21 protein-coding genes are annotated in these 21,198 nt (G+C 65.6%); 10 read left to right on the forward strand and 11 right to left on the reverse strand.

What is annotated here, in order from left to right:
- Positions 1-20: 20 nt before the first annotated feature.
- The 4 genes from ACFYOW_RS10180 to ACFYOW_RS10195 are packed head-to-tail and all read left to right on the forward strand — an operon-like array spanning position 21 to position 3,575.
- Positions 21-1,097 carry a thiolase domain-containing protein gene (locus ACFYOW_RS10180; protein ID WP_387287440.1) on the forward strand — a complete coding sequence of 359 codons (1,077 nt, stop codon included), beginning with the start codon at positions 21-23 and terminating at the stop codon, positions 1,095-1,097.
- Positions 1,094-2,263, forward strand: a complete 1,170-nt coding sequence (locus ACFYOW_RS10185; protein WP_387286459.1) for a thiolase domain-containing protein — start codon at positions 1,094-1,096, stop codon at positions 2,261-2,263. Before ACFYOW_RS10180 ends, ACFYOW_RS10185 begins: the two co-directional genes overlap by 4 nt.
- Positions 2,264-2,271: 8 nt before the next feature.
- On the forward strand, positions 2,272-3,162 hold the full coding sequence (locus ACFYOW_RS10190) for a TIGR03619 family F420-dependent LLM class oxidoreductase (protein ID WP_387287442.1): 891 nt from the start codon (positions 2,272-2,274) through the stop codon (positions 3,160-3,162).
- On the forward strand, positions 3,159-3,575 hold the full coding sequence (locus ACFYOW_RS10195) for a nuclear transport factor 2 family protein (RefSeq protein ID WP_387286461.1): 417 nt from the start codon (positions 3,159-3,161) through the stop codon (positions 3,573-3,575). Before ACFYOW_RS10190 ends, ACFYOW_RS10195 begins: the two co-directional genes overlap by 4 nt.
- A gap of 137 nt (positions 3,576-3,712) precedes the next feature.
- Here the strand turns inward: ACFYOW_RS10195 and ACFYOW_RS10200 are convergent, their stop codons facing one another.
- On the reverse strand, positions 3,713-5,020 hold the full coding sequence (locus tag ACFYOW_RS10200; protein WP_387286463.1) for a cytochrome P450: 1,308 nt from the start codon (positions 5,018-5,020) through the stop codon (positions 3,713-3,715).
- 98 nt (positions 5,021-5,118) lie between these two features.
- Between ACFYOW_RS10200 and ACFYOW_RS10205 the strand changes: the two genes are divergently transcribed.
- Both ACFYOW_RS10205 and ACFYOW_RS10210 read left to right on the forward strand, forming a co-directional pair.
- The gene (locus tag ACFYOW_RS10205; protein ID WP_387286465.1) at positions 5,119-6,282 is read left to right on the forward strand and encodes a steroid 3-ketoacyl-CoA thiolase; all 1,164 of its coding nucleotides are present in this window, start codon (positions 5,119-5,121) and stop codon (positions 6,280-6,282) included.
- Between the two features lie 361 nt (positions 6,283-6,643).
- A complete protein-coding gene (locus ACFYOW_RS10210; RefSeq protein WP_011207048.1) occupies positions 6,644-7,060 on the forward strand; it encodes a helix-turn-helix domain-containing protein in 417 nt (138 codons plus the stop codon).
- A 304-nt stretch (positions 7,061-7,364) separates the two neighbouring features.
- Here ACFYOW_RS10210 and ACFYOW_RS10215 read toward each other — a convergent pair whose 3' ends face one another.
- The 5 genes from ACFYOW_RS10215 to ACFYOW_RS10235 form a co-directional block, all read right to left on the reverse strand.
- Positions 7,365-8,375 (reverse strand): hypothetical protein, encoded by a 1,011-nt coding sequence (locus ACFYOW_RS10215; RefSeq protein ID WP_387286467.1) that lies wholly within the window; start codon positions 8,373-8,375, stop codon positions 7,365-7,367.
- Positions 8,372-8,887, reverse strand: coding sequence for an ImmA/IrrE family metallo-endopeptidase (locus ACFYOW_RS10220; RefSeq protein WP_387286469.1), 516 nt, complete (start codon positions 8,885-8,887; stop codon positions 8,372-8,374). Before ACFYOW_RS10220 ends, ACFYOW_RS10215 begins: the two co-directional genes overlap by 4 nt.
- A gap of 11 nt (positions 8,888-8,898) precedes the next feature.
- Positions 8,899-9,933, reverse strand: coding sequence for a hypothetical protein (locus tag ACFYOW_RS10225; RefSeq protein WP_387286471.1), 1,035 nt, complete (start codon positions 9,931-9,933; stop codon positions 8,899-8,901).
- A gap of 511 nt (positions 9,934-10,444) precedes the next feature.
- Positions 10,445-11,356: an SDR family oxidoreductase gene (locus ACFYOW_RS10230; RefSeq protein ID WP_387286473.1), complete on the reverse strand. Its 912-nt coding sequence runs from the start codon at positions 11,354-11,356 to the stop codon at positions 10,445-10,447.
- A 36-nt stretch (positions 11,357-11,392) separates the two neighbouring features.
- Positions 11,393-12,190: an SDR family oxidoreductase gene (locus ACFYOW_RS10235; protein ID WP_387286475.1), complete on the reverse strand. Its 798-nt coding sequence runs from the start codon at positions 12,188-12,190 to the stop codon at positions 11,393-11,395.
- A gap of 60 nt (positions 12,191-12,250) precedes the next feature.
- Between ACFYOW_RS10235 and ACFYOW_RS10240 the strand changes: the two genes are divergently transcribed.
- From ACFYOW_RS10240 to ACFYOW_RS10255, 4 genes are read left to right on the forward strand one after another with little or no spacing between them, the layout of a single operon-like run.
- Complete coding sequence (locus tag ACFYOW_RS10240; RefSeq protein WP_063047705.1) at positions 12,251-13,024, forward strand: enoyl-CoA hydratase family protein; 774 nt, start codon at positions 12,251-12,253, stop codon at positions 13,022-13,024.
- Positions 13,024-13,908, forward strand: coding sequence for a CoA transferase subunit A (locus ACFYOW_RS10245; protein ID WP_387286477.1), 885 nt, complete (start codon positions 13,024-13,026; stop codon positions 13,906-13,908). The genes ACFYOW_RS10240 and ACFYOW_RS10245 overlap by 1 nt, the downstream gene beginning before the upstream one ends.
- Positions 13,905-14,714 carry a CoA-transferase subunit beta gene (locus ACFYOW_RS10250; protein WP_387286479.1) on the forward strand — a complete coding sequence of 270 codons (810 nt, stop codon included), beginning with the start codon at positions 13,905-13,907 and terminating at the stop codon, positions 14,712-14,714. Before ACFYOW_RS10245 ends, ACFYOW_RS10250 begins: the two co-directional genes overlap by 4 nt.
- Positions 14,711-15,775 carry an NAD(P)H-dependent flavin oxidoreductase gene (locus ACFYOW_RS10255; RefSeq protein ID WP_387286481.1) on the forward strand — a complete coding sequence of 355 codons (1,065 nt, stop codon included), beginning with the start codon at positions 14,711-14,713 and terminating at the stop codon, positions 15,773-15,775. Before ACFYOW_RS10250 ends, ACFYOW_RS10255 begins: the two co-directional genes overlap by 4 nt.
- Positions 15,776-16,157: 382 nt before the next feature.
- Here ACFYOW_RS10255 and ACFYOW_RS10260 read toward each other — a convergent pair whose 3' ends face one another.
- From ACFYOW_RS10260 to ACFYOW_RS10280, 5 genes are all read right to left on the reverse strand, one after another.
- Positions 16,158-17,345 carry an acetyl-CoA C-acetyltransferase gene (locus ACFYOW_RS10260; protein ID WP_387286483.1) on the reverse strand — a complete coding sequence of 396 codons (1,188 nt, stop codon included), beginning with the start codon at positions 17,343-17,345 and terminating at the stop codon, positions 16,158-16,160.
- A gap of 95 nt (positions 17,346-17,440) precedes the next feature.
- Entirely contained in the window at positions 17,441-18,046 is a 606-nt protein-coding gene (locus ACFYOW_RS10265; protein WP_040696837.1) for a TetR/AcrR family transcriptional regulator, read from the reverse strand.
- A gap of 45 nt (positions 18,047-18,091) precedes the next feature.
- Complete coding sequence (locus ACFYOW_RS10270; RefSeq protein ID WP_387286485.1) at positions 18,092-18,820, reverse strand: hypothetical protein; 729 nt, start codon at positions 18,818-18,820, stop codon at positions 18,092-18,094.
- A gap of 275 nt (positions 18,821-19,095) precedes the next feature.
- The gene (locus ACFYOW_RS10275) at positions 19,096-19,893 is read right to left on the reverse strand and encodes an SDR family oxidoreductase (protein WP_387286487.1); all 798 of its coding nucleotides are present in this window, start codon (positions 19,891-19,893) and stop codon (positions 19,096-19,098) included.
- Entirely contained in the window at positions 19,890-21,119 is a 1,230-nt protein-coding gene (locus ACFYOW_RS10280; RefSeq protein ID WP_387286489.1) for an acyl-CoA dehydrogenase family protein, read from the reverse strand. Before ACFYOW_RS10280 ends, ACFYOW_RS10275 begins: the two co-directional genes overlap by 4 nt.
- Positions 21,120-21,198: the final 79 nt, after the last annotated feature.

Below are 21,198 nucleotides of genomic sequence, written 5' to 3' on the forward strand. Positions count from 1 at the left end.
CCACGTTGACAAACAACGCTCTGCCTACCCACCCCGCCGTCTCCGCACGCTCCGACGGCTACCGTCCCCCTTGCGACATCGCGGTTGTGGGCTTCGCTCACGCACCGCATGTGCCGGAGACCTTCGGCACCACCAATGGTGTCGAGATGCTGGTGCCGATCTTCCAGCAACTCTACGCCCGACTCGGCATTACCAAGTCCGATATCGACTTCTGGTGCTCGGGTTCCTCGGATTACCTTGCCGGCCGAGCCTTCTCGTTCATCTCGGCGGTCGATGCCATCGGCGCGGTGCCGCCGATCAACGAATCGCATGTCGAAATGGATGCCGCGTGGGCGCTTTACGAGGCATTCGTGAAACTCCGCTCCGGCCAAGCGCAGACGGCGCTGGTGTACGGGTTCGGCAAGTCCTCGGCAGGTACGCTGCGCCAGGTTCTGACCATGCAACTCGATCCGTATCTGGTCACTCCGTTGTGGCCGGACGCACTGTCCATCGCGGGTCTGCAGGCGCAGGCCGGACTGGATGCGGGACGCTGGACCGAGCGCGATATGGCGGCGGTGGCCGCCGGTGATTCCGGCGATGTCGAAACTCTGCTCGCCGCACCGTATGTCGCCGATCCGCTGCGCGCGCACGATGTCGCACCGATCACCGACGGCGCGGCCGCCATCGTGCTCGCGGTCGGCGACCGGGCGCGCGAACTGTGCGAACGTCCGGCCTGGATCACCGGCATGGCGCATCGGGTGGACACCCCCAATCTCGGCGCCCGCGATCTGACCGTCTCTGCGTCGACTTCCGCGGCGGCACAGTCGGTTACCGGCGGCGATACCAGCGGCTTCGATATCGCCGAACTGCATGCGCAGTTCAGCCATCAGCAGCTGATTCTCGCCGAGGCCATCGGCCTGCGGTCCGAGACCAAGGTGAATCCGTCGGGCGGCGCACTCGCCGCCAATCCGATGTTCGCGGCGGGTCTGGAGCGCATCGGCTTCGCGGCCGAGGCGATTATCGCGGGTACCGCGAATCGCGCGCTCGCCCATGCCAGCAGCGGTCCGGCGCTGCAACAGAACCTGGTAGCCGTTTTGGATTCGGAGGCGAGCCGATGAGTTTCCCTGCTGCGGTGCTCGGCACCGGACAAACCCATCACGTGACGAAACGAACCGATGTGTCCATGGCGGGCATGTGCCGCGAGGCGATCGATCGTGCACTCGTCGACGCCGGACTCACCATCGCCGATATCGATGCGGTGGTGGTCGGTAAGGCGCCGGACTTCTTCGAGGGCGTCATGATGCCCGAGCTGTATATGGCGGATGCGTTGGGCGCCACCGGAAAACCGCTGCTGCGCGTGCACACCGCCGGATCCGTCGGCGGCTCCACCGGTATCGTCGCCGCCAATCTGGTGCAGGCGGGGGTGCACAAGCGCGTACTCGCGATCGCCTGGGAGAAGCAGTCGGAATCGAATGCCATGTGGGCGTTGTCGTTTCCGGTGCCCTTCACCATGCCGGTCGGCGCGGGTGCGGGCGGCTACTTCGCACCGCACGTGCGTTCCTACATCCGTCGCTCGAATGCCCCGGGCCATATCGGCGCGATGGTGGCGGTGAAGGATCGCCGCAACGGCGCGAAGAATCCGCTGGCACATCTGCACCAGCCCGATATCACGCTGGAGAAGGTGCTCTCCTCCCAAATGCTGTGGGATCCCATCCGATTCGACGAGACCTGCCCGTCCTCGGACGGTGCGTGCGCCGTGGTGATCGGTGACGAGGATGCCGCGAAGGCCGTCGAGGCCACCGGCAAGAAGGTCGCGTGGGTGCACGGCACCGCCATGCGCACCGAGCCGACCACCTTCGCCGGACGCGATCAGGTCAATCCACAGGCCGGACAGGATGCGGCGGCCGCACTGTGGCAGGCCGCCGGAATCACCGACCCGCTCAACGAAATCGATGTCGCCGAGATCTACGTGCCGTTCTCCTGGTTCGAGCCGATGTGGCTGGAGAACCTGGGCTTCGTCCCGCAGGGCGACGGCTGGAAGCTCACCGATAAGGGCGAGACCGAGATCGGCGGGACCCTGCCGGTCAATCCGTCCGGCGGCGTGCTCTCCTCGAATCCGATCGGTGCCTCCGGACTCATCCGATTCGCCGAGGCCGCCAAGCAGGTCATGGGCCGGGCCGGGGACTACCAGGTCGCGAATGCCAAGAAGGCGCTCGGACACGCGTACGGCGGTGGGTCGCAGTACTTCTCGATGTGGGTGGTCGGCTCGGAGCAGCCGAACTGATGACCCCGCTGAAGTTCACCGTCGGTATCGCGCTGAGTCCGCTGGAGCAGCTGCCGGAATTGGCGAAAACCGCTGAGGAGTACGGATTTTCGTCGATCGCCCTACCGGATTCGCTGTTCTATATGAAGTCGGCGGCGGCGAAGTATCCCTACACCGCCGACGGCAGCCGCTTCTGGGGCCCGGACACGCCATGGGTCGACCCGCTCATCGGTGCGACCGCCATGGCGGCGGTGACCAGCCGGATTCGCTTCTACACCAACGTGCTCAAGCTCGGCTCACGCAATCCGCTGCTGCTTGCGCGCCAGGTGGGCTCGGTCGCCAACCTGTCCGGTAACCGGTTCGGGTTCGGAGTCGGAATCGGCTGGGCACCTGAGGAATTCGAATGGTGCGGCGTGCCCTACGCCGACCGTGGCGCACGGGTCGACGAGATGATCGAGGTCATCAAGCTGGTACTCGGCGGTGGCATGGTCGAGTACCACGGGAAGTTCTTCGACTTCGAGCCGCTGCAGATCAGCCCGGCGCCGAGCGAGCCGGTGCCGTTCTACATCGGCGGCCACACGGCGCCCGCACTGCGCCGGGCCGCCAAGGTCGGCGACGGCTGGACCTCGGCGATGATGACCTACGACGAACTGTGCGTCACCATCGGCAAGCTCGGCGCGCTGCGCACCGAATTCGGCCGGGAGAGTGTGCCTTTCGAAATCCAAGCGGTGTGCATCGACAAGTTCGGGCGCTCCGGATATCAGGATCTGGCCGATGCTGGGGTGACCGACGCGATCGTGGTCCCGTGGCTGGCCGACGGCATCGGCTTCGACGGTGAGCTGGCGGCAAAGCAGGATTCGCTGCGCCGCTTCGCCGCGAAGAATATCGAGGACCCCATCGTCGCGAAGGCACGCGTATGAGTACTTCCGAACATCCAGCAAGGACCGCCGGCCTCGCCTCGCAGGCCGCGGTGCGGGCCAGGGACAAGCAGGCCTGGGTCGATCTGTTCGCAACCGACGGCATTGTCGAAGATCCCATCGGCCCTTCGGGTTTCGATCCGGAGGGCAAGGGCCATCGCGGTAAGGAGGCCATCGCGGCCTTCTGGGATATGGCGATCGCGAAGACCGATTCGATCGAGTTCCTGTTCGAGGACTCCTTCGCCTGCGGTAACGAGATCGCCTTCACCGGTCTGATCCGCACCAAGATGGGCGGGCACCAGATCGATGCCGAGGGTGTGTTCACCTACAAGGTCGACGGATCAGGCAAAATCGCCGCGCTGCGGGCCTTCTGGGAGGTCGACCGCGCCATGGCTACGGCCAAGCCGATCACCTGAGCGCGCTGCCCCTCCCCTCGGGGGCAGCACAACAAGGGCCCCCGCACCGGCTATTGGGCAAACCGGTGCGGGGGCCCTTTTCTGTCACCGAGGGCCGGGGACCCAGGCTGCCGACACAAGCCTGGATCCCCGGCGATTCAGTGCGCGACCGGGCAGCCCGAGGCTTTGTAGTCGACCTGGAATTCCTTGACCCCGTTGAGCCAGCCGGACCGCAGCCGCTTGGGGTCACCGAGCTTGGTGATATCGGGCATGGCGTCGGCAATGGCGTTGAAGATCAGATCGACCTCCATCCGCGCCAGATTCGCGCCGATGCAGAAGTGCGCGCCGGTACCGCCGAAGGACAAGTGCTGGTTGTCCTTTCGCATGATGTCGAACTTCTCCGCGTTCTCGAAGACCTCTTCGTCGAAGTTGGCCGAGCGGTAGAGCATGACCACCCGCTGGCCCTTCTTGATCTGCACGCCGCCGAGTTCGGTGTCCTCCAGCGCGGTCCGCTGGAACGAGGTGACCGGGGTGGCCCAGCGAATGATCTCGTCGGCGGCGGTGGCCGGACGCTCCTTCTTGAACAGCTCCCACTGGTCCGGATGTTCCAGGAAGGCCGCCATGCCGTGGGTGATCGCATTGCGGGTGGTCTCATTGCCCGCGACGGCCAGCATGATCACGAAGAAGCCGAACTCCTCCGGCGTCAGCTCATCGCCGTCGACATCCGCCTCGATCAGCTTGGTAACGATATCGTCGGCCGGGCATTCCTTACGCGCCGCGGCCATTTGGTACGCGTAGCCGAGCACCTCGGCGGAGGCGGCGACCGGATCGGCTGTGCTCTCCGGATCGTCGTAGCCGGTCATATCGTTGGACCAGGTGAAGACCTTCCTGCGGTCCTCCTGCGGGATGCCGATCAGCTCGGCGATCGCCTGCAGCGGCAGTTCGGAGGCGACCTGGGTGACGAAGTCGCCCGCGCCGTTCTCCATCGCTTCCTTCACGATGGCCTCGGCCCTGGTCTTCAGTTCGGCACGCAGGCCGTTGATCACGCGCGGGGTGAAGCCACGGGAGATGATCTTGCGCAGTTTGGTGTGCTGCGGTGCGTCCATGTTCAACAGGACGAAGCGCTGCAGTTCGATCTGCTCGCGGGTGATGTCGTCGTTGAAGCGCGGGATCGCGGTGTTTTCGAAGGTGGAGAACACCTCGCTGCGACGCGACACCTCCTTGACGTCCGCATGCTTGCTCACCACCCAGAAGCCGTCGTCGTGGAAGCCGCCGACCTCGGGGGGCTGTGGATTCCACCAGATCGGTGCGGTACGGCGCAGTTCGGCGTACTCCTCGACCGGAACACGCTCGGCATAAATGTCCGGGTCCGTGACATCGAACCCATCCGGCAGGTTCGGCCGGGCATTGCGCTGGTCTACCACCAGATGTCTCCTTCGACAAACTGAAACACGTTCTACAATCATTGAAGCATAGGCTGCATAATGAGGGAAGAACAGGACAGATTCCGCCGTATCGCGCGTAAACACACGTTTCAGTTTCTGTCCCGAAAGAAAGGTTGGACATGGGCACACCCGTCATCGTCGAGGCCGCTCGCACCCCCATCGGCAAGCGCGGCGGCTGGCTCGCCGGTCTGCACGCCGCCGAACTGCTCGGCGTGGCCCAGCGCGGACTGCTCGAGCGGGCGCACCTGGATCCCGCAGCGGTGGAACAGGTCATCGGCGGCTGCGTCACCCAGGCAGGCGAACAGTCCAACAACGTGACCCGCGTGGCCTGGCTGCACGCCGGACTGCCGTGGCAGGTCGGCGCAACCACCATCGACGCGCAGTGCGGATCGGCGCAGCAGGCCAACCATCTGATCGCCGGACTGATCGCGACCGGCGCCATCGATATCGGCATGGCATGCGGTGTGGAGGCGATGAGCCGAGTTCCGTTGGGCGCCAACGTCGGCGAAAACGCGGGCCCGCGTCGCCCGGCCTCCTGGAATATCGATCTGCCGAATCAGTTCGAGGCCGCCGAGCGTATTGCCAAGCGGCGCGGCTTCACTCGCGACGATCTCGATGAACTAGGCGTCCGCTCGCAGCGGTTGGCCGCCCAGGCCTGGGCCGAGGGACGCTTCGATCGCGAGGTGCTCACCGTGACCGCGCCCGGTGTCGACAAGGAAGGCAAGCTCACCGGCGAAAAGCTGGACGTGACAAGGGATCAGGGCTTGCGCGAGACCTCGCCCGAGGGGCTGGCCAAGCTGAAGCCGGTACTCGAGGGCGGAATCCACACCGCGGGCACCTCCTCGCAGATCTCCGACGGCGCGGCCGCCGTACTGCTGATGGACGAAAAGGCCGCGCAGCGAGCGGGTTTGCGCCCGCGCGCGCGGATCGTGAGCCAGGTGCTCGTCGGCGCGGAGCCCGAGTTCCATCTCGACGGTCCGGTGCAGGCCTGCACCCGGCTGCTCGAGCGCTCCGGAATGAATATCGGCGACATCGACCTTTTCGAGATCAATGAAGCCTTTGCGGCAGTGGCACTTTCATGGGCTTCTGTACACAAACCAGACATGGACCGGGTGAATGTAAACGGCGGCGCGATTGCCCTCGGACATCCCGTCGGTTCAACCGGATCTCGGCTCATCACAACGGCTTTGCACGAACTGGAGCGTTCCGGCGGCAGCACCGCGATGGTGCTCATGTGCGCAGGTGGCGCATTGGCGACAGGCACCATCATCGAGCGCTTGTAGCAGTTTCAACCAATTCTGCTCCAAAGTTGAACGTTCATCCCAATGAGCCCAAAACGTGTCGTACGCCACACAAACTCCAGTACAGGCACGTAGATGACCTATCAGCTATCTTTTCGCTATCATAGACCTATCGGGGAAGACCCTCGCGACGGGCCAGAACCGGTTCACACCACCCCTTCTCAAGAGCCGTTGGCGTGACCCGCAAACGCAACCGTCGCAGTGACTTCACCGGAGCGGTACCTAGAAGCTTCAAGGAAATCCTGAATCAGGCGTAGGTTTTCAGTTACTGAGCCGCTAATATCAATGATACGTATCCGAGATAACGACTGTTAGTACAGCGAAGGGAATTGGGCGGCTCACAATGGCTGATTTCGCGGCGCGGCTGAACAAGCTGTTCGAAACCGTGCATCCCCCGGGGCGCAAGCCGCACACCAACGCGGAGGTTGCGGCTGCGCTGACGGCCTCCGGGCATCCGATCTCGAAACCGTACCTCTCGCAGTTGCGGTCGGGACAGCGGACCAACCCGTCGGACGAAACGGTGGCTGCACTGGCCAAGTTCTTCAAGGTCAAGCCGGACTACTTCTTCAACGACATCTATGCCGCCAAGATCGATCACGATCTGGAGTTGCTGTCCCAGCTGCAGGGCTACGGACTGCGACGGCTGTCGAGTAGGGCGTTCGATCTGTCCGAAGAATCACAGAACCTCCTCACCTCCATGGCGGAGAAATTGCGGGCAAGCGAAGGTCTGCCCGAAATCCCTCCGGACGGTACCGAATAGGTTCTCCCACAGCGCAGTACGGTGCGACCCACAGGGTCGCACCGTACTGCGTCATGGGTATGGATGCTTCTCGACTTGCACCACCCATGAATTATGGGCTTGGCAACAAGTGCAGGGTTGCGATAAAAGCGCGCGCCTCGAGTGACCGCGTTGTGACGAAATCAGTTGTGCGGATACGTCGGTAGACACATGGAATCCGGCAGGCCATCAGAGCCTTGCCGGATTCCTTGCTATGTCAACCGTATTGAATACCCGGAGCGAGTCCTCGGAATGCTTCGGACTGATCGGTTTTGATTGCACACGATCAATTTCGGGCAGCGGCTCCGGTACCCGCTTCGTAGGCGCGCGCGATTGTCTGGACCCAACCGCGAGGACTAATGCCCTCGGGCGGAGCAATCCACCGTGCGTCTACTACTACATCGCCCAATGGGTTTCGCGCCCACTGCGCAACTCGGTCCGCACGCGCCGATACCAGTGGCGGCGGCGGGCCCGCGGTGACAATTTCGACGCCGCCGCCGGATTGCAGATACAGCGCGTCCATGATCTGCGCGACCTGATCGGATGCCTTGAGCTGCGTCGAGGTACCGGTCTGCTCGTGGGCGACCACCTCCGGAAACCGGCCGACCATGATGCGGTGCAGAACCTTGATCTGCCGCAACAGGATTCGCGCACGCACCCACAACTCCACCACGATCCAGACCGCACCGAACGCGATGAGCAGCGCGCCCGCCGCCCAGATCGGCCAGGCCCAGTCCGGTTCGCCGGCCCGCGCGGCCGGCGCATCGATGTAGGCCCGGCGGACCTGCAGCGCGGCCAGTACCGCGACGACCGCGGTGCCCGCGGTATAGATCGCGATACCGCGACCGAGGGTGGTCCAGTCCAGATTGCGCACACCGGTGACAACGACGAATACACAGCCGAGTGCGACGACTATCCAGCCGAAGGTGGTGGACCAGAACAGATTCACCGCCACTACGAGCACACCGACGCCATAGATGGCCAAGGCGATCTGGCGCAGATTGCTGCGGGACACGACCGGCCACGCGGCCGAGGCGACCACCGAGGTCGCGGCCGCGAAGAGGATCCAGGCCGAGGCGATGATGCCGTCGGAGAGCATGCCCGAACGCAGGCCGCGCGGTAGCAGGTTGTCCAGCGCCAGCGCGATTTCCGGAACCGCGACGGTGGCCGCGAGTGCGACCGCCGCGACCGCGACGACGATCGCCACCCGGGCGGTCGTCGCGGGCTTCACCAGCACGCGCCCCACACGCGCACCGGCGGCAACCCAGACCAGCATGGCCGTCAACCAGAGGGTCATCCCAGCGCCTCATCGAATCGAAGGACCGAGACGCCTGCGCCCCGGCTGTTGAATACGCGGAGTCGGGTCATCAACATGGCGGCGAAGGTTTCGGCCTCCCATTCGGCGAGTTCGTCCGCACCGTCGTCGACGATCTGCTGATGCGCCCGCTGACTGAGCATGTAGGCGATCAGATCGTCGCTGGCCTCGAGCGTCACCTCCGGCGCGGGCGCACCCTCGTGATCGAAGACGATATGGCCCAATTCGTGTGCGAGCGTGTGGTCGCGGCTCGGCAGTGCCGTGGCGAGCACGATGACATCGCGGTCCGGATAGAACCGGCGCTGGCCGCAGACACCGGGACCCAGTTCGGCACTGGCGATTTCGATTTCGCGACGCCGCTCGCTGGCAATGGAGGCGACGACCTCCTCCAGGGTGGTCGCATCGGAATCCGCGGCGACGGCGCATACCGCGTCGACCGCGGCCGCGACCCGGCGGTAGGCCCGGAGTCCGCTTTGGGTCCTGCTTTCGGTCATCGAACGCCCCCTTACGTTCTCGGTCCGAAGAATTCGGCACGAGCGGCATCGATGCGGGCCTGCGCGGCCGACGCGCTCTGGAAACTCACTGCGCCGGAGCCGGTTCCGGCCAGTGCGAGCGCGATCAGGCCGCCGACGACACCCAGTACGTTGGGCTTCGGCAGGCCGTCGTCTGCGCTGGTCGGCCGGACGTCCGGATTCGGCTTGGCCGACACCGCCGGCGGCGCGGCAGGCGATCCCGGAGGCGCTGGTGGCGGAGGTGCCTGCTCGAGAGCAGGGGCGGGTGGCGCGGCCACCGGGACCGGGGCGAGGTGTGGTGCACCCGGTGCGGGCGGAACAATGATCGGACCGGACGGTACCGCGGGCGCGGGCGGTGTCGGCAGCGGGATCAAGAGCAGCAGCAGCGGCGAAGCCGAACCGACCGCAGCGGAACCGACGGCTGCCGAACCCACAGCGGCAGAACCGGTTCCGGCCGAGCCGACGCCCGCGGAACCGACACCGGCCGAGCCGACCGCGGCTGAACCCGTACCCGCCAGCGCCGAGCCGGCGGAACCGACTGCGGCGGAACCAGTTCCGAGCACAGCCGAACCCGTACCGGCGGCCGCCGAGCCGACGGCAGCGGATCCGGTACCGAGAATGGTGGCGACACCGGCCGAGCCGGTGCCGATGATCGCACCGACGCCCGCGGAGCCGGTGCCGATGATGGTGCCCACGCCTACCGAGCCACCGCCGAGCAGTGCGCCGAGCAGACCCGTCGCGGCTGAACCAGCTGCGGCTGAACTGGCGGCGGCCGAGCCGGGACCGGCGGCGGGGTGCACACCGGCTGCGGCGTCGGTCGGATCGATCGGCGAACCGACACTCGACTGGCCCGGAATCGTCAGCGGCATCCAGACATCGCCGTTCGAATCCGGCGTCGGATTATTCGGGTCCGTGCACTGCGAGCAGGCGCCGTCGGGCTGCGCCTCGGCCGAAACACCCCCGAGTAGCGCAAAGCCGGCGACAGTCGCAAGTACTGCGACCACACGCGACGTGCGACCAACGGCCATGCGCCAGCCTTCCCCTCATCCGAAATAGCGCAGATCTCTTGCCCGGTCGCAACACTTCAGTTCCGGGACTTCAACGAACGGGAGCCCATAGTAAACCCCAGCCCAGATCCGCGCTGTGGCTCGGGCCACGCCGGGTATTCGACACGCCCGACCCGCCATACGCCGGTTCTCGGTCGACCGCCCAGATCATGCCATCGGAGTTCGGCTGCAATCCCGAACACATTTCCGCGTCGATCCCCAACGCGCGCTGGACTAACCGGGCAGACCAGTACGTATGTCGATGCCGCGCAGCGGCGAATCGGACGTGCCCACAGTAGAACCCGGGTCGGTCCGTTCGCCCGGCGACAGACCCGCTGCGGACCGCATCCGCGCACCCCTAGGGCCGGAACACGAATCGAGGGACGCGCCGACACGACCCCACCGAACCGGAGAGACAAATAGTACGGCCGTACCGATCTATGTCGGGTGAAGCAACCGTCCAGCTTTCGGCGCCGCCGGAACTATTCGGCGCTCAGGCGCCGTACACCGCCTCCGGCGGAACGGACTTGGCGATCAGGTCGGCGACCACCGGGCCGAGTTCGGCCGGATTCCAGCGGGCGCCGCGGTCCACGGCGGTGCCGTGGCGCCAGCCGTCGGCGAGCGCGACCTTGCCGCCCTCGACCTCGAACATCCGGCCCGTGACGGCCGCGGATTGCGCACTGCCGAGCCAAACCACGATCGGCGAGACATTCTCGGGTGCCATGGCGTCGAAGCCGTCCTCGGGGGCGGCCATGGTCTCGGCGAAGACGGTTTCGGTCATGCGCGTGCGGGCCGAGGGGGCGATGGCATTGACAGTGACGCCATAGCGCGCGAATTCGGCCGAAGCGGTGAGGGTCAGGCCCGCGATACCAGCCTTGGCGGCACCGTAATTGCTCTGGCCGACACTGCCCTGCAGGCCCGCACCGGAGCTGGTGTTGATGATGCGGGCATCGACCGGCCGACCCGCCTTGGACTCGCCCCGCCAGTACTCGATCGCATGGCGCATAGTCGCGAAGTGGCCCTTGAGGTGGACCCGGACCACCGCATCCCACTCGTCCTCGCCCAGGTTCACCAACATGCGGTCGCGCACGAAACCGGCATTGTTGACCAGCACGTCCAGGCCGCCGAAGGTGTCGACGGCCTGGCGGATGAGATTGCGAGCGCCGTCCCAGTCCGCGACGTCGTCACCATTGGCCACGGCCTCGCCGCCGAGTGCTTTGATCTCGGCGACAACCTGTTCGGCGGGCGTCTCACCGGTCGCCGCGCCGTTCAGCGCGGAGCCGAGGTCGTTGACGACCACGCGGGCTCCGGCGGCGGCGAAGGCGAGCGCGTGCGCCCGGCCGATACCGCGGCCGGCGCCGGTGACGATGACAATGCGCCCCGCGCAGATCTGCTCGGTGTCCATACCTGTTGTGTCCTCTTCGTTTTCAGGTTCGATTGTTCAGGCCTTAGCGGTCTGCTCGCCGACTTTCGCATTCGACGCCGCGAGGAATGCCGGACGCTCACCGCCGCCGTGCACCAGCAGCGTCGCGCCGCTGACGAAGGCGGCCAGGGATGAGGTCAGGAAGGCGGCGCAGCGGCCGATGTCCTCGGGGCGGGCCATCCGACCGAGCGGGATGGTCGCGCCGACAGCGTCGATACCGTCTTGATCGCCGTAGTGCAATTCGCTCAGTTCGGTGACAACCGGGCCCACGACCAGCGAATTCACCCGAACCTTCGGCGCCCATTCGACGGCGAGCGAGGAGGTCAGGCTGTCGACGCCCGCCTTGGCCGCGCCGTAGGCAGCGGTACCCGGCGACGGTCGATGCCCGCTCACACTCGACACCATCACAATGGAGCCGCCGCCCGGCTGCTGCTGCATAACCGCATTGGCGGCCTGCGAGACCAGCAGGGGCGCAAGCAGATTCAGCTCGACGATCTTGCTGTGGAAGTTCTTGCTGGCCTCGGCGGCGAGGGCGAACGGAGCGCCGCCCGCATTGTTGACCAGGTGATCGAGGCGGCCGTGCCGCGCGACGATCGCGTCGACCAAACCCTGCACGGCATCGGCATCGCGCACATCGCAGGGCAGGTATTCGATCTCCCGGCCCTCATGCTCCACCAGCTCTTCACCGGGTCGTCGTGCGCAGGCCACGACGGTCGCTCCGGCAGCCAGGAAAGCCCTGCTGACGCCCGCGCCCACCCCGCGTACACCGCCGGTGACAAGGACGACGTTGCCGGTGAGGTCTATTTCGAGTGCCACCGTGCTAACCTACCAAGCAACTGCTTGCTTTGCCACCTCGTACACACGATGGGACTTGCGATGGGGATCAACCGTCACTCCGAATCAACCGGCATCACCGTGGTCACGGTCGACTACCCGCCGGTCAACGCCATACCGTCCGACGGCTGGTTCACGCTGGCGGATGAGATCCGCGCGGCCGGGCGCGATCCGGAAACCAAAGTGGTGGTGTTGCGCGCCGAGAACCGCGGCTTCAACGCCGGTGTCGATATCAAGGAGATGCAGCGCACCCCCGGCCATCAGGCGCTGATCGACGCGAACCACGGCTGTTTCGAGGCGTTCGCGGCCGTCTACGACTGCCCGGTGCCGGTGATCGCGGCGGTGCAGGGCTTCTGCCTCGGCGGCGGCATCGGTCTGGTCGGCAATGCCGATGTCGTAATCGCCTCGGATGACGCGACTTTCGGGCTGCCCGAGGTCGACCGCGGTGCACTCGGCGCGGCCACGCATCTGTCCCGGTTGGTGCCGCAGCATCTGATGCGCGCACTGTTCTATACGGCGAGCACCATCACCGCACAGCAGTTGCAGCACTTCGGCTCGGTGTACCAGGTGGTGCCGCGCGCCGAACTCGATGCCGCAGCGCTGGAGGTCGCCAAGAACATCGCGACCAAGGACAGCCGGGTCATCCGGGCGGCCAAGCGGGCGCTCAACGGCATCGATGTGCAGGACGTGCACCGCAGCTACCGCTACGAACAGGGCTTCACCTTCGAACTGAATCTCGCCGGTGTCGCGGATGAGATCCGTGCGCGGTTCGACGACGATCTGGCCGCACGCAAGGAAGAGAGCAAGGAAAACTGATGCGGGACAAGCGAATGTCGCTCGACGAGGTCGTCGGCGAACTACGCAGCGGTATGACCATCGGCATCGGCGGCTGGGGCTCGCGGCGCAAGCCGATGGCGCTGGTGCGGGCCATCCTGCGCTCGGATATCACCGATCTGACCGTGGTCAGCTACGGCGGACCCGATCTCGGTCTGCTGTGTTCGGCGGGCAAGGTGCGCAAGGCGTACTACGGCTTCGTCTCGCTGGATTCGCCGCCGTTCTACGATCCGTGGTTCGCCAAGGCACGGACGTCCGGCGCGCTGGTGGCGCGGGAGATGGACGAGGGCATGTTGAAATGCGGGCTGGAGGCGGCGGCCGCGCGGCTGCCGTTCCTGCCGATCCGCGCCGGTCTCGGATCCGATGTGGTGAATTTTTGGGATGGTGAGCTGAAGACCGTCGCGTCACCGTATCCGGACAGCGACGGACGAACCGAGACGCTGATCGCGATGCCCGCGCTGAATCTCGATGCGGCGCTCGTGCATTTGAATATCGGCGATAAGCACGGCAATGCCGCCTACACCGGTGTCGATCCGTACTTCGACGACCTGTACTGCCTGGCCGCCGAACGTCGCTATGTGTCGGTGGAGCAGGTGGTGGAGACCGAGGAACTGGTGAAAGCCGTTCCGCTGCAGTCGTTATTGCTCAATCGGATGCTGGTCGACGGTGTGGTCGAGGCGCCCGGCGGCGCGCACTTCACCCTGGCCGCCGACAGCTACGGCCGGGACGAGAAGTTCCAGAAGCACTATGTGGAGTCGGCCAAGACGCCGGAGTCCTGGCAGCAGTTCGTCGACAAGTATCTGGCGGTCTCCGAGGACGAATATCAGGCCGCTGTTCGCGAGTTCGCACAGGAGGCGCAGAAATGACAGCATCGCGAAGCGATTCCGTGACGGGTGGTGGCCAGGTGACAAGCGGGCCTACTACCGAAACTGTCACCAGGGCCGAGATCTGCGCCATTGCCTGCGCCGAGATCTTCAGCGGCGCAGGGGAAATCATGGCCTCGCCGATGTCGCCGATGACGATCATCGGCGCGCGGCTGGCCAAGTTGACCACCGAACCGGATCTGCTGCTCTCCGATGGCGAGGCGCTGTTCTTCGCCGACACTCCCCCGCTGGGCGCCAAAGCGCCGATCGAGGGGTGGATTCCGTTCCGCAAGGTGTTCGATGTGGTCGCCTCCGGGCGGCGCCATGTGGTGATGGGGGCCAATCAGCTCGATCGGTTCGGCAATCAGAATCTGTCGGCATTCGGTCCGTTGCAGCAGCCGACCCGGCAGATGTTCGGTTCGCGCGGCGCGCCGGGCAACACCATCAATCATCCGACCAGCTACTGGGTTTCGCGGCACACCCGCCGGGTGTTCGTGGATCAGGTCGATATCGTCTCGGGCGTCGGCTACGACAAGGTCGATCCGGCCAATCCGGCGTATCGGTTCCATCACCTGCACCGGGTGGTCACCAATCTCGGCGTCTTCGATTTCGAGGGACCAGACCATACGATGCGGGCGCGCAGTCTGCATCCGGGCGTCACCGCCGACGAGGTCGCCGAGAACACCTCGTTCGAGATCGCCGGACTGGCCGAGGCCGGCCAGACCCGGCTGCCGACCTCGGAAGAGCTGCGGTTGATCCGGGATGTGCTCGATCCCAAAAAGGTTCGGGAATCGGAGGTGCCGTCATGAGTTCGCTACGGACACCGCTGACCGAATTGGTCGGCATCGAGCATCCGATCGTGCAGACCGGTATGGGTTGGGTGGCCGGGCCGAGCCTGGTGTCGGCGACGGCCGAGGCGGGTGGGCTCGGGATTCTGGCCTCGGCCACCATGACATTCGCCGAATTGGAAGCCGCGATCGCGAAGACCAAGGCGCATACCGACAAGCCCTTCGGCGTGAATATCCGCGCCGACGCCACGGATGCGCCCGAGCGGATCGATCTGTTGATCCGAGAGAAGGTGGCCGTCGCGTCATTCGCGTTGGCACCGAAGCAGGAACTCATCGCCAAGCTGAAAGATGCCGGTGTGGTGGTGATTCCATCGATCGGCGCGGCCAAGCACGCGGTGAAGGTCGCGTCCTGGGGCGCCGATGCGGTGATCGTGCAGGGCGGCGAGGGCGGTGGACATACCGGTCCGGTCGCGACCACGCTGCTATTGCCGTCGGTGCTGGACGCGGTCGATATTCCGGTTGTCGCGGCAGGCGGATTCTTCGACGGCCGTGGTCTGGCGGCCGCATTGGCCTACGGCGCCGCGGGTGTCGCGATGGGTACGCGTTTCCTGCTGACCAAGGAGAGCACCGTGCCCGACGCGGTCAAGCAGGAATACCTGAAGCGACAGCTGCAGGACACCGTGGTCTCGCTCAAGGTCGACGGTATGCCGCACCGGGTGCTGAATACCGAACTCGTTGATCGCCTGGAACATTCGGGACGCTGGCGGGGGTTGGCCGCCGCGGTCTCCAATGCGGCGAAGTTCAAGGGCATGACCGGCATGAAGTGGTCGACCATGGTCCGTGACGGTCTGGCCATGCGAAAGGCCAAGGACCTCAGCTGGTCTCAGGTCGTGATGGCCGCCAATACCCCGATGCTGCTGCGCGCCGGACTCGTCGAGGGCAATACCCACGCCGGCGTGCTCGCCGCAGGCCAGGCCACCGGCATCATCGACGACCTCCCCACCTGTAAGGAACTCATCGACCGCATCGTCGCCGACGCCGTCACGCGGATCGACACCATCGCCGCGCTGACTGCGCACTGACACCCCGGATTCCGTCGACGGTAGTCATATGACGGTTGGGATCGATTGGTTGAGCCGCCATATGACTACGCTCGATGACGGTTTGGTTGCGGTGGGCATGTTTGGGTTGATCAGGCTGCGGTGGGGCTGTTGTTCTGCACCGACATTCCAGGGTTCAGCTGTCCTGGGACGGCTTGCCGTCCCGTGGTTTACCGGGCCATGCTGGGTACGTCGTGTGCCGTACCCGGCTTACCTCCCGCAGTAAGGCGGGCAGGCCCACAGCTTCCAGCCCAGTCCACCAGCTGTGGTTGCATTCTCGAGCGTTCCTTTGCCGAGGGTAGTCAAATGGTGGTTGCGGGCCGGGGTGCCAGCCGCCATTTGCCTACCCTCGATGGGGATTGGGCTAGCTGAGGCGTTCGATGATGGTGGCGTTGGCGGTGCCACCACCCTCGCAGATGGTGAGCAGGCCGTAGCGGCCGTTGCGGCGTTCCAGTTCATTGAGAAGCGTTGCGAAAAGCTTTGCGCCGGTGGCGCCGAGGGGGTGGCCGAGGGCGATCGCGCCGCCGTTGACGTTCACCTTCTCCGGATCGGCGCCGGTCTCGCGCAGCCAGGCGAGCACGACCGGGGCGAAGGCCTCGTTGATCTCTACGACATCGATATCCTCGATGGTCAGACCGGTCTTCTCCAGCGCCCACTTGGTGGCCGGAATCGGGCCGCTGAGCATCATGATCGGATCGGCGCCGCGGGCGCTCACATGGTGGATGCGGGCGCGCGGGCGCAGTCCGTATTCCGCGACGGCCCATTCGGAGGCGAGCAGGGTCGCGCTCGCGCCGTCGGAGATCTGGCTGGCGACCGCGGCGGTCAGCGTGCTGCCCTCGGCGAGCACCGGCAGCGACGCCATCTTCTCCAGCGAGGTCTCGCGCGGTCCCTGGTCGATCCAGAAATCACCGACGGGCACGATCTCGCCGTCGAAGCGGCCGTTCTTGATGGCATCGCGGGCGCGCTCATGGCTGCGCAATGCCCAGCGCTCCATCTCTTCCCGGCTGATATTCCACTTGTCGGCGATCATCTGCGCACCGTTGAACTGCGAAACCTCCGCGGTGCCATAGCGATGGTCCCAGCCCTGCGCACCGACGAAGGGTGCGTCGAAACCATATTCCTTGCCCGCCAACATGGCCGCCGAGATCGGAATAGCGCTCATATTCTGCACACCACCCGCGACGATCACCTCAGCCGTGCCGCTCATAATCGCCTGCGCGCCGAAATTGATGGCCTGTTGGGAAGATCCGCACTGCCGGTCGACGGTGACGCCAGGAACTTCCTCCGGATAGCCGGCGGCCAGCCACATGGTGCGACCGATATTGCCCGCTTGCGGACCGATATTGTCGACGCAGCCGACGATCACATCGTCGACCACCGCCGGATCAACGGGGTTGCGATCCAGCAGCCCACGCAATGCGGCCGCACCGAGATCGGCCGGATGCACCGCGGCCAGCGCGCCATTGCGCTTGCCGACCGGCGTACGCACCGCGTCGATCACATAGGCGTCCCGCAGCGGGGTGTACGGGCGGCGAGCGGATGGTGCTGACATGGAGAACTCCTACTTGGTGTTGCCCGGCGGGAGCGACGGGCCTGGAGGCGGTAGCTCGCGTAGCCCACGCTGGGCCACGCGACCGCCGAAATCGACTACGGCACGGTCAGGCCGTCGAGCACGATGGTCAGGTACTGCTTGGCGAGATTCTCGACGGTGATCGAGCCGCCGGGCTCGTACCACCGCACCGCAACCCAAACCGTGTCCCGGAGGAACCGGTAGGCCAATTCGACGTCGAGTTCCGGCCGGAAGCTGCCGTCCTCGACGCCATTGATCAACACCCGGTGCCACAGCTCGCGGAATTCGCGGTTGTAGTCCGCGATATAGGTGAACCGCTCCGAATCGCGCAGGCGCTTGGCCTCGGCCTGGTAGATCGCCACTGCGGCGTGTGAGCGGTCGAAGGATTCGTAGGACGCGATTACCAAGGCTTCCAAGGTATCTCGCGAACTGAGCCCGGAGGCCACGATCTCCCGGTACCGGCCGAACAGATCGTCGAGGAAGCCGCGCAGAATCTCGTCGACCATCGACTCCTTGGAATCGAAGTGGTGATAGAGGCTCCCCGATAGAATCCCGGCCGCATCGGCGATATCCCGCACGGTGGTCGCACGCAGCCCACGCTCAGCGAACAGTTGGGCCGCGAGTGCGAGCAATTCATTGCGCCGAGCTGATTTCGAGGCGTCTGGTGCGGTCACACGGCTCATAATACAACCAAGCATTTGCTTGGGCCAGCCGCGTGCCTCGATTGGTCAGCGCATCGAATAGCGCAGTGGTGACGACACCGACAGGTCGGCAAGGAGTCGGTCGCAGATCACGACCGGTGAGACGCCCGCGCGCGCCATCCGGGCGACCAGCGCGAGCCTGCGCTCACAGCTGTCCCATTCGACAGTCAGCGGGCTGCGGTCCGGGCCCGCGTCCACGGTAGCCATGACGCGCGGTGGGCCGAATGGGACCGGCTCCTCGATCAGTTTGAGGATCATGCCGCGCTGCCAGGCACGATAGGTATCCATATCCGCGCCGACCACCAGCTTGTCCGTCGCGGCACACAGACCTTGGGCGATCTCGTCGGCGAATGCCTCGCGATCGAAACGGAATTTGCGGCATTTGCGAATGACGTCGAGCAGATCAGCTCGCACCTCACACAACAGTGCCGTCTGCCGCCGCCGTCTGCGGTCCTGTTCGGATCCGAGCGATGCGGCGCTGAGTCCGACGCGGCAGGCGCGCTCATAATCGCGTGTCATATCGGCACGCAACGCACCGCGCGGATCACGGGCGACCTCGGATTCATCGATCGCATACCGCTCGAGAATCTGGGCGGTCCGGGTCGCGGTCGCGCGCTCGGACGTGTGGTCCATGAGTTCGGCACCGAGGGTGAGTGCCGCGAGCACCATGCTGTCCAGACGTCGCCTGGCCAGCACGACTTCGCGCACCAATTCGAGTTCCAGTTGTTCGCGGGCCGGTGGGCGATCCTGCCCCATAGCCATCGCCCCTTAGGGGAGTGCGGGATTCGACCACTCCCAGCATTGCACAGGTGCACGGCCCGCGTCCCGGCCTTTTTTACCTGATCAGACGGCTCTGTCTGATTTGCCGCGCCTGCGGCGCGGCGTGTTCGCGGCCCCCTGGTGTCACTCGTAAAACTCGCTCCGTTGGGGTCGATAGAGCGGGTATCTCGCCTTGCGGCTGGCTCGCACCGCTAATCCCAAGATGCGGTTGCCCAATGGCGTCGCATCACTGCGCGGCACGAAAGCGTAGATCAGGCGCGCTGGCTGCTTACCGAGACCACTTCGCCAGTGAGGTAGGTGGTGTAGTCACTGGCCAGCATGGCGATGGTGGCGGCAACCTCCCATGGCTCCGCCGCGCGGCCGAAGGCTTCGCGTTCGGAGAGGCGGTCGAGGAGTTCGGTCGAGCTGACCTTGTCGAGGAAGGCGTGCCTGGCGATGCTCGGGGCGACGGCATTGATGCGGACGCCGAGTTCGGCGGCCTCGACGGCGCTGCAACGGGTCAGGGCCATGACGCCGGCCTTGGCGGCGGCGTAGTGCGCCTGGCCGTATTGCGCGCGCCAGCCGAGCACGCTGGCGTTATTGACGATGACACCGCCGTGGCCCGCATCGCGGAAGTAGCCGAGGGCGGCGCGGGTGCAGCGGAAGGTGCCGTTGAGGGTGATGTCCAGGACTCGGTCCCACTGCTCGTCGGTCATATCGACGACCGGTGTCTCGCCGCCGAGTCCGGCATTGTTGACCATGATGTCGATGCGGCCCAATGCGGTTGCGGCACCGCGAATCAACTCGTTGACCTGTTCGCTGCTCTGCACATCGCACACGATCGAGGCGACCCGGTGCTCCGGGAATTCGGCCTTCAGCTCGACCTCGGTTTCGGCGAGACGTCGCTCGTGCCAGTCGGATACGACGACATCGGCACCCTCGGAGAGCAACCTGCGCGCGGTCGCGGAGCCGATGCCGGTGCCCGCCGCGGCGGTGATCACGGCATTGCGTCCGGTCAGCAGACCGTGCCCCGGAATGGGCTGCGGCGCAATGGAAAGCGGTCCATTCATGGGCGAGCCTCCCGCGGCAGTCCGAGCACGCGCTCGGAGATGATATTGCGCTGCACTTCGTTCGAACCTCCGTAGATCGTGTCGGCGCGGGTGAACAGATACAGCCGCTGCCATTCGTTGAGATCGTGCTCATCGGCCACCAGACCGGCGGGACCGAGCACGGCCATGGCCAATTCGCCGAGGCCGCGATGCCAGTTGGCCCACAACAGCTTCGAAACCGAGGCCTGGCCGCCGTCGTCGGCGGTGCTGTCCTGCATGGTGCGCAGCGCGTGCGCGCGCAGCACACGCAGGCCGACCCATGCCTTATCGATACGGTCTGCGATCAACGGGTCGTCGGCCGCGCCGGTGCGGCGGGCCAATGCCTCGATATCGGCCAGTTCGCGAGCGAATCGGATCTGCTGGCCGAGGGTGGAGATGCCGCGCTCGAAGGTGAGCGTGCCCATGGCGATGCGCCAACCGTCACCGGGTTCGCCGACGACCAGGTCCGCGGCGGTGCGGGCGTCATCGAAGAAGACCTCGTTGAATTCCGAGGTGCCGGTCAGCTGGATGATCGGGCGGACCTCGATACCGGGCTGATGCATCGGAACCAGCAGGTAGGAAAGGCCCTTGTGCCGGGTCGAACCCTTTTCGGTGCGCGCGACGACGAAGCACCAGTCGGCCACATGGGCCAGCGAAGTCCAGATCTTCTGGCCGTTGATCGACCATTCGTCGCCGTCGAGCTGGGCGCTGGTGGTGATGGCCGCCAGGTCCGAGCCCGCGCCGGGTTCGGAGTAGCCCTGGCACCACAGCTCGGTCACATTCCGGACCCCCGGCAGGAACCGCTGCTTCTGCACCTGGGTGCCGAAGGCCAATACCGTCGGACCGAGCAGTTCCTCACCGACGTGGGAAACCCGCGCGGGCGCGTTCGCCTTGGCGTATTCCTCATGGAAGATCACCTGCTGGCGCACCGAGGCCTCGCGCCCGCCCCACTCCTTGGGCCAGCCGAGGCAGGTCCAGCCTGCGGCGGCCAGATGCCGGTCCCAGGCGAGGCGTTCTTCGAAGGCCTCGTGTTCGCGGCCGGGCCCGCCGAGTCCGCGCAGCGCACGGAACTCGCCGTCGAGGTTCTCGGCCAACCACTCGCGCACTTCTGCGGAAAACCGCGCGTCCTGTGCGGCAGTATTGTTCCCACCCCCCTGCCCTTCGGGCCCGCCCCCCTTGTCGGAATCTGACGCCTGGATAGCAACCACGCCGGTAGGATAACCTACCAAGCACTTGCTTTGTTAGAGCCGGACCGCTTTTATCGAGCAAAGGCAGCAAAAGACCCCG

Origin of the sequence: Nocardia sp. NPDC006982, from assembly GCF_042869435.1 — a bacterium.
GTDB lineage: Bacteria > Actinomycetota > Actinomycetes > Mycobacteriales > Mycobacteriaceae > Nocardia.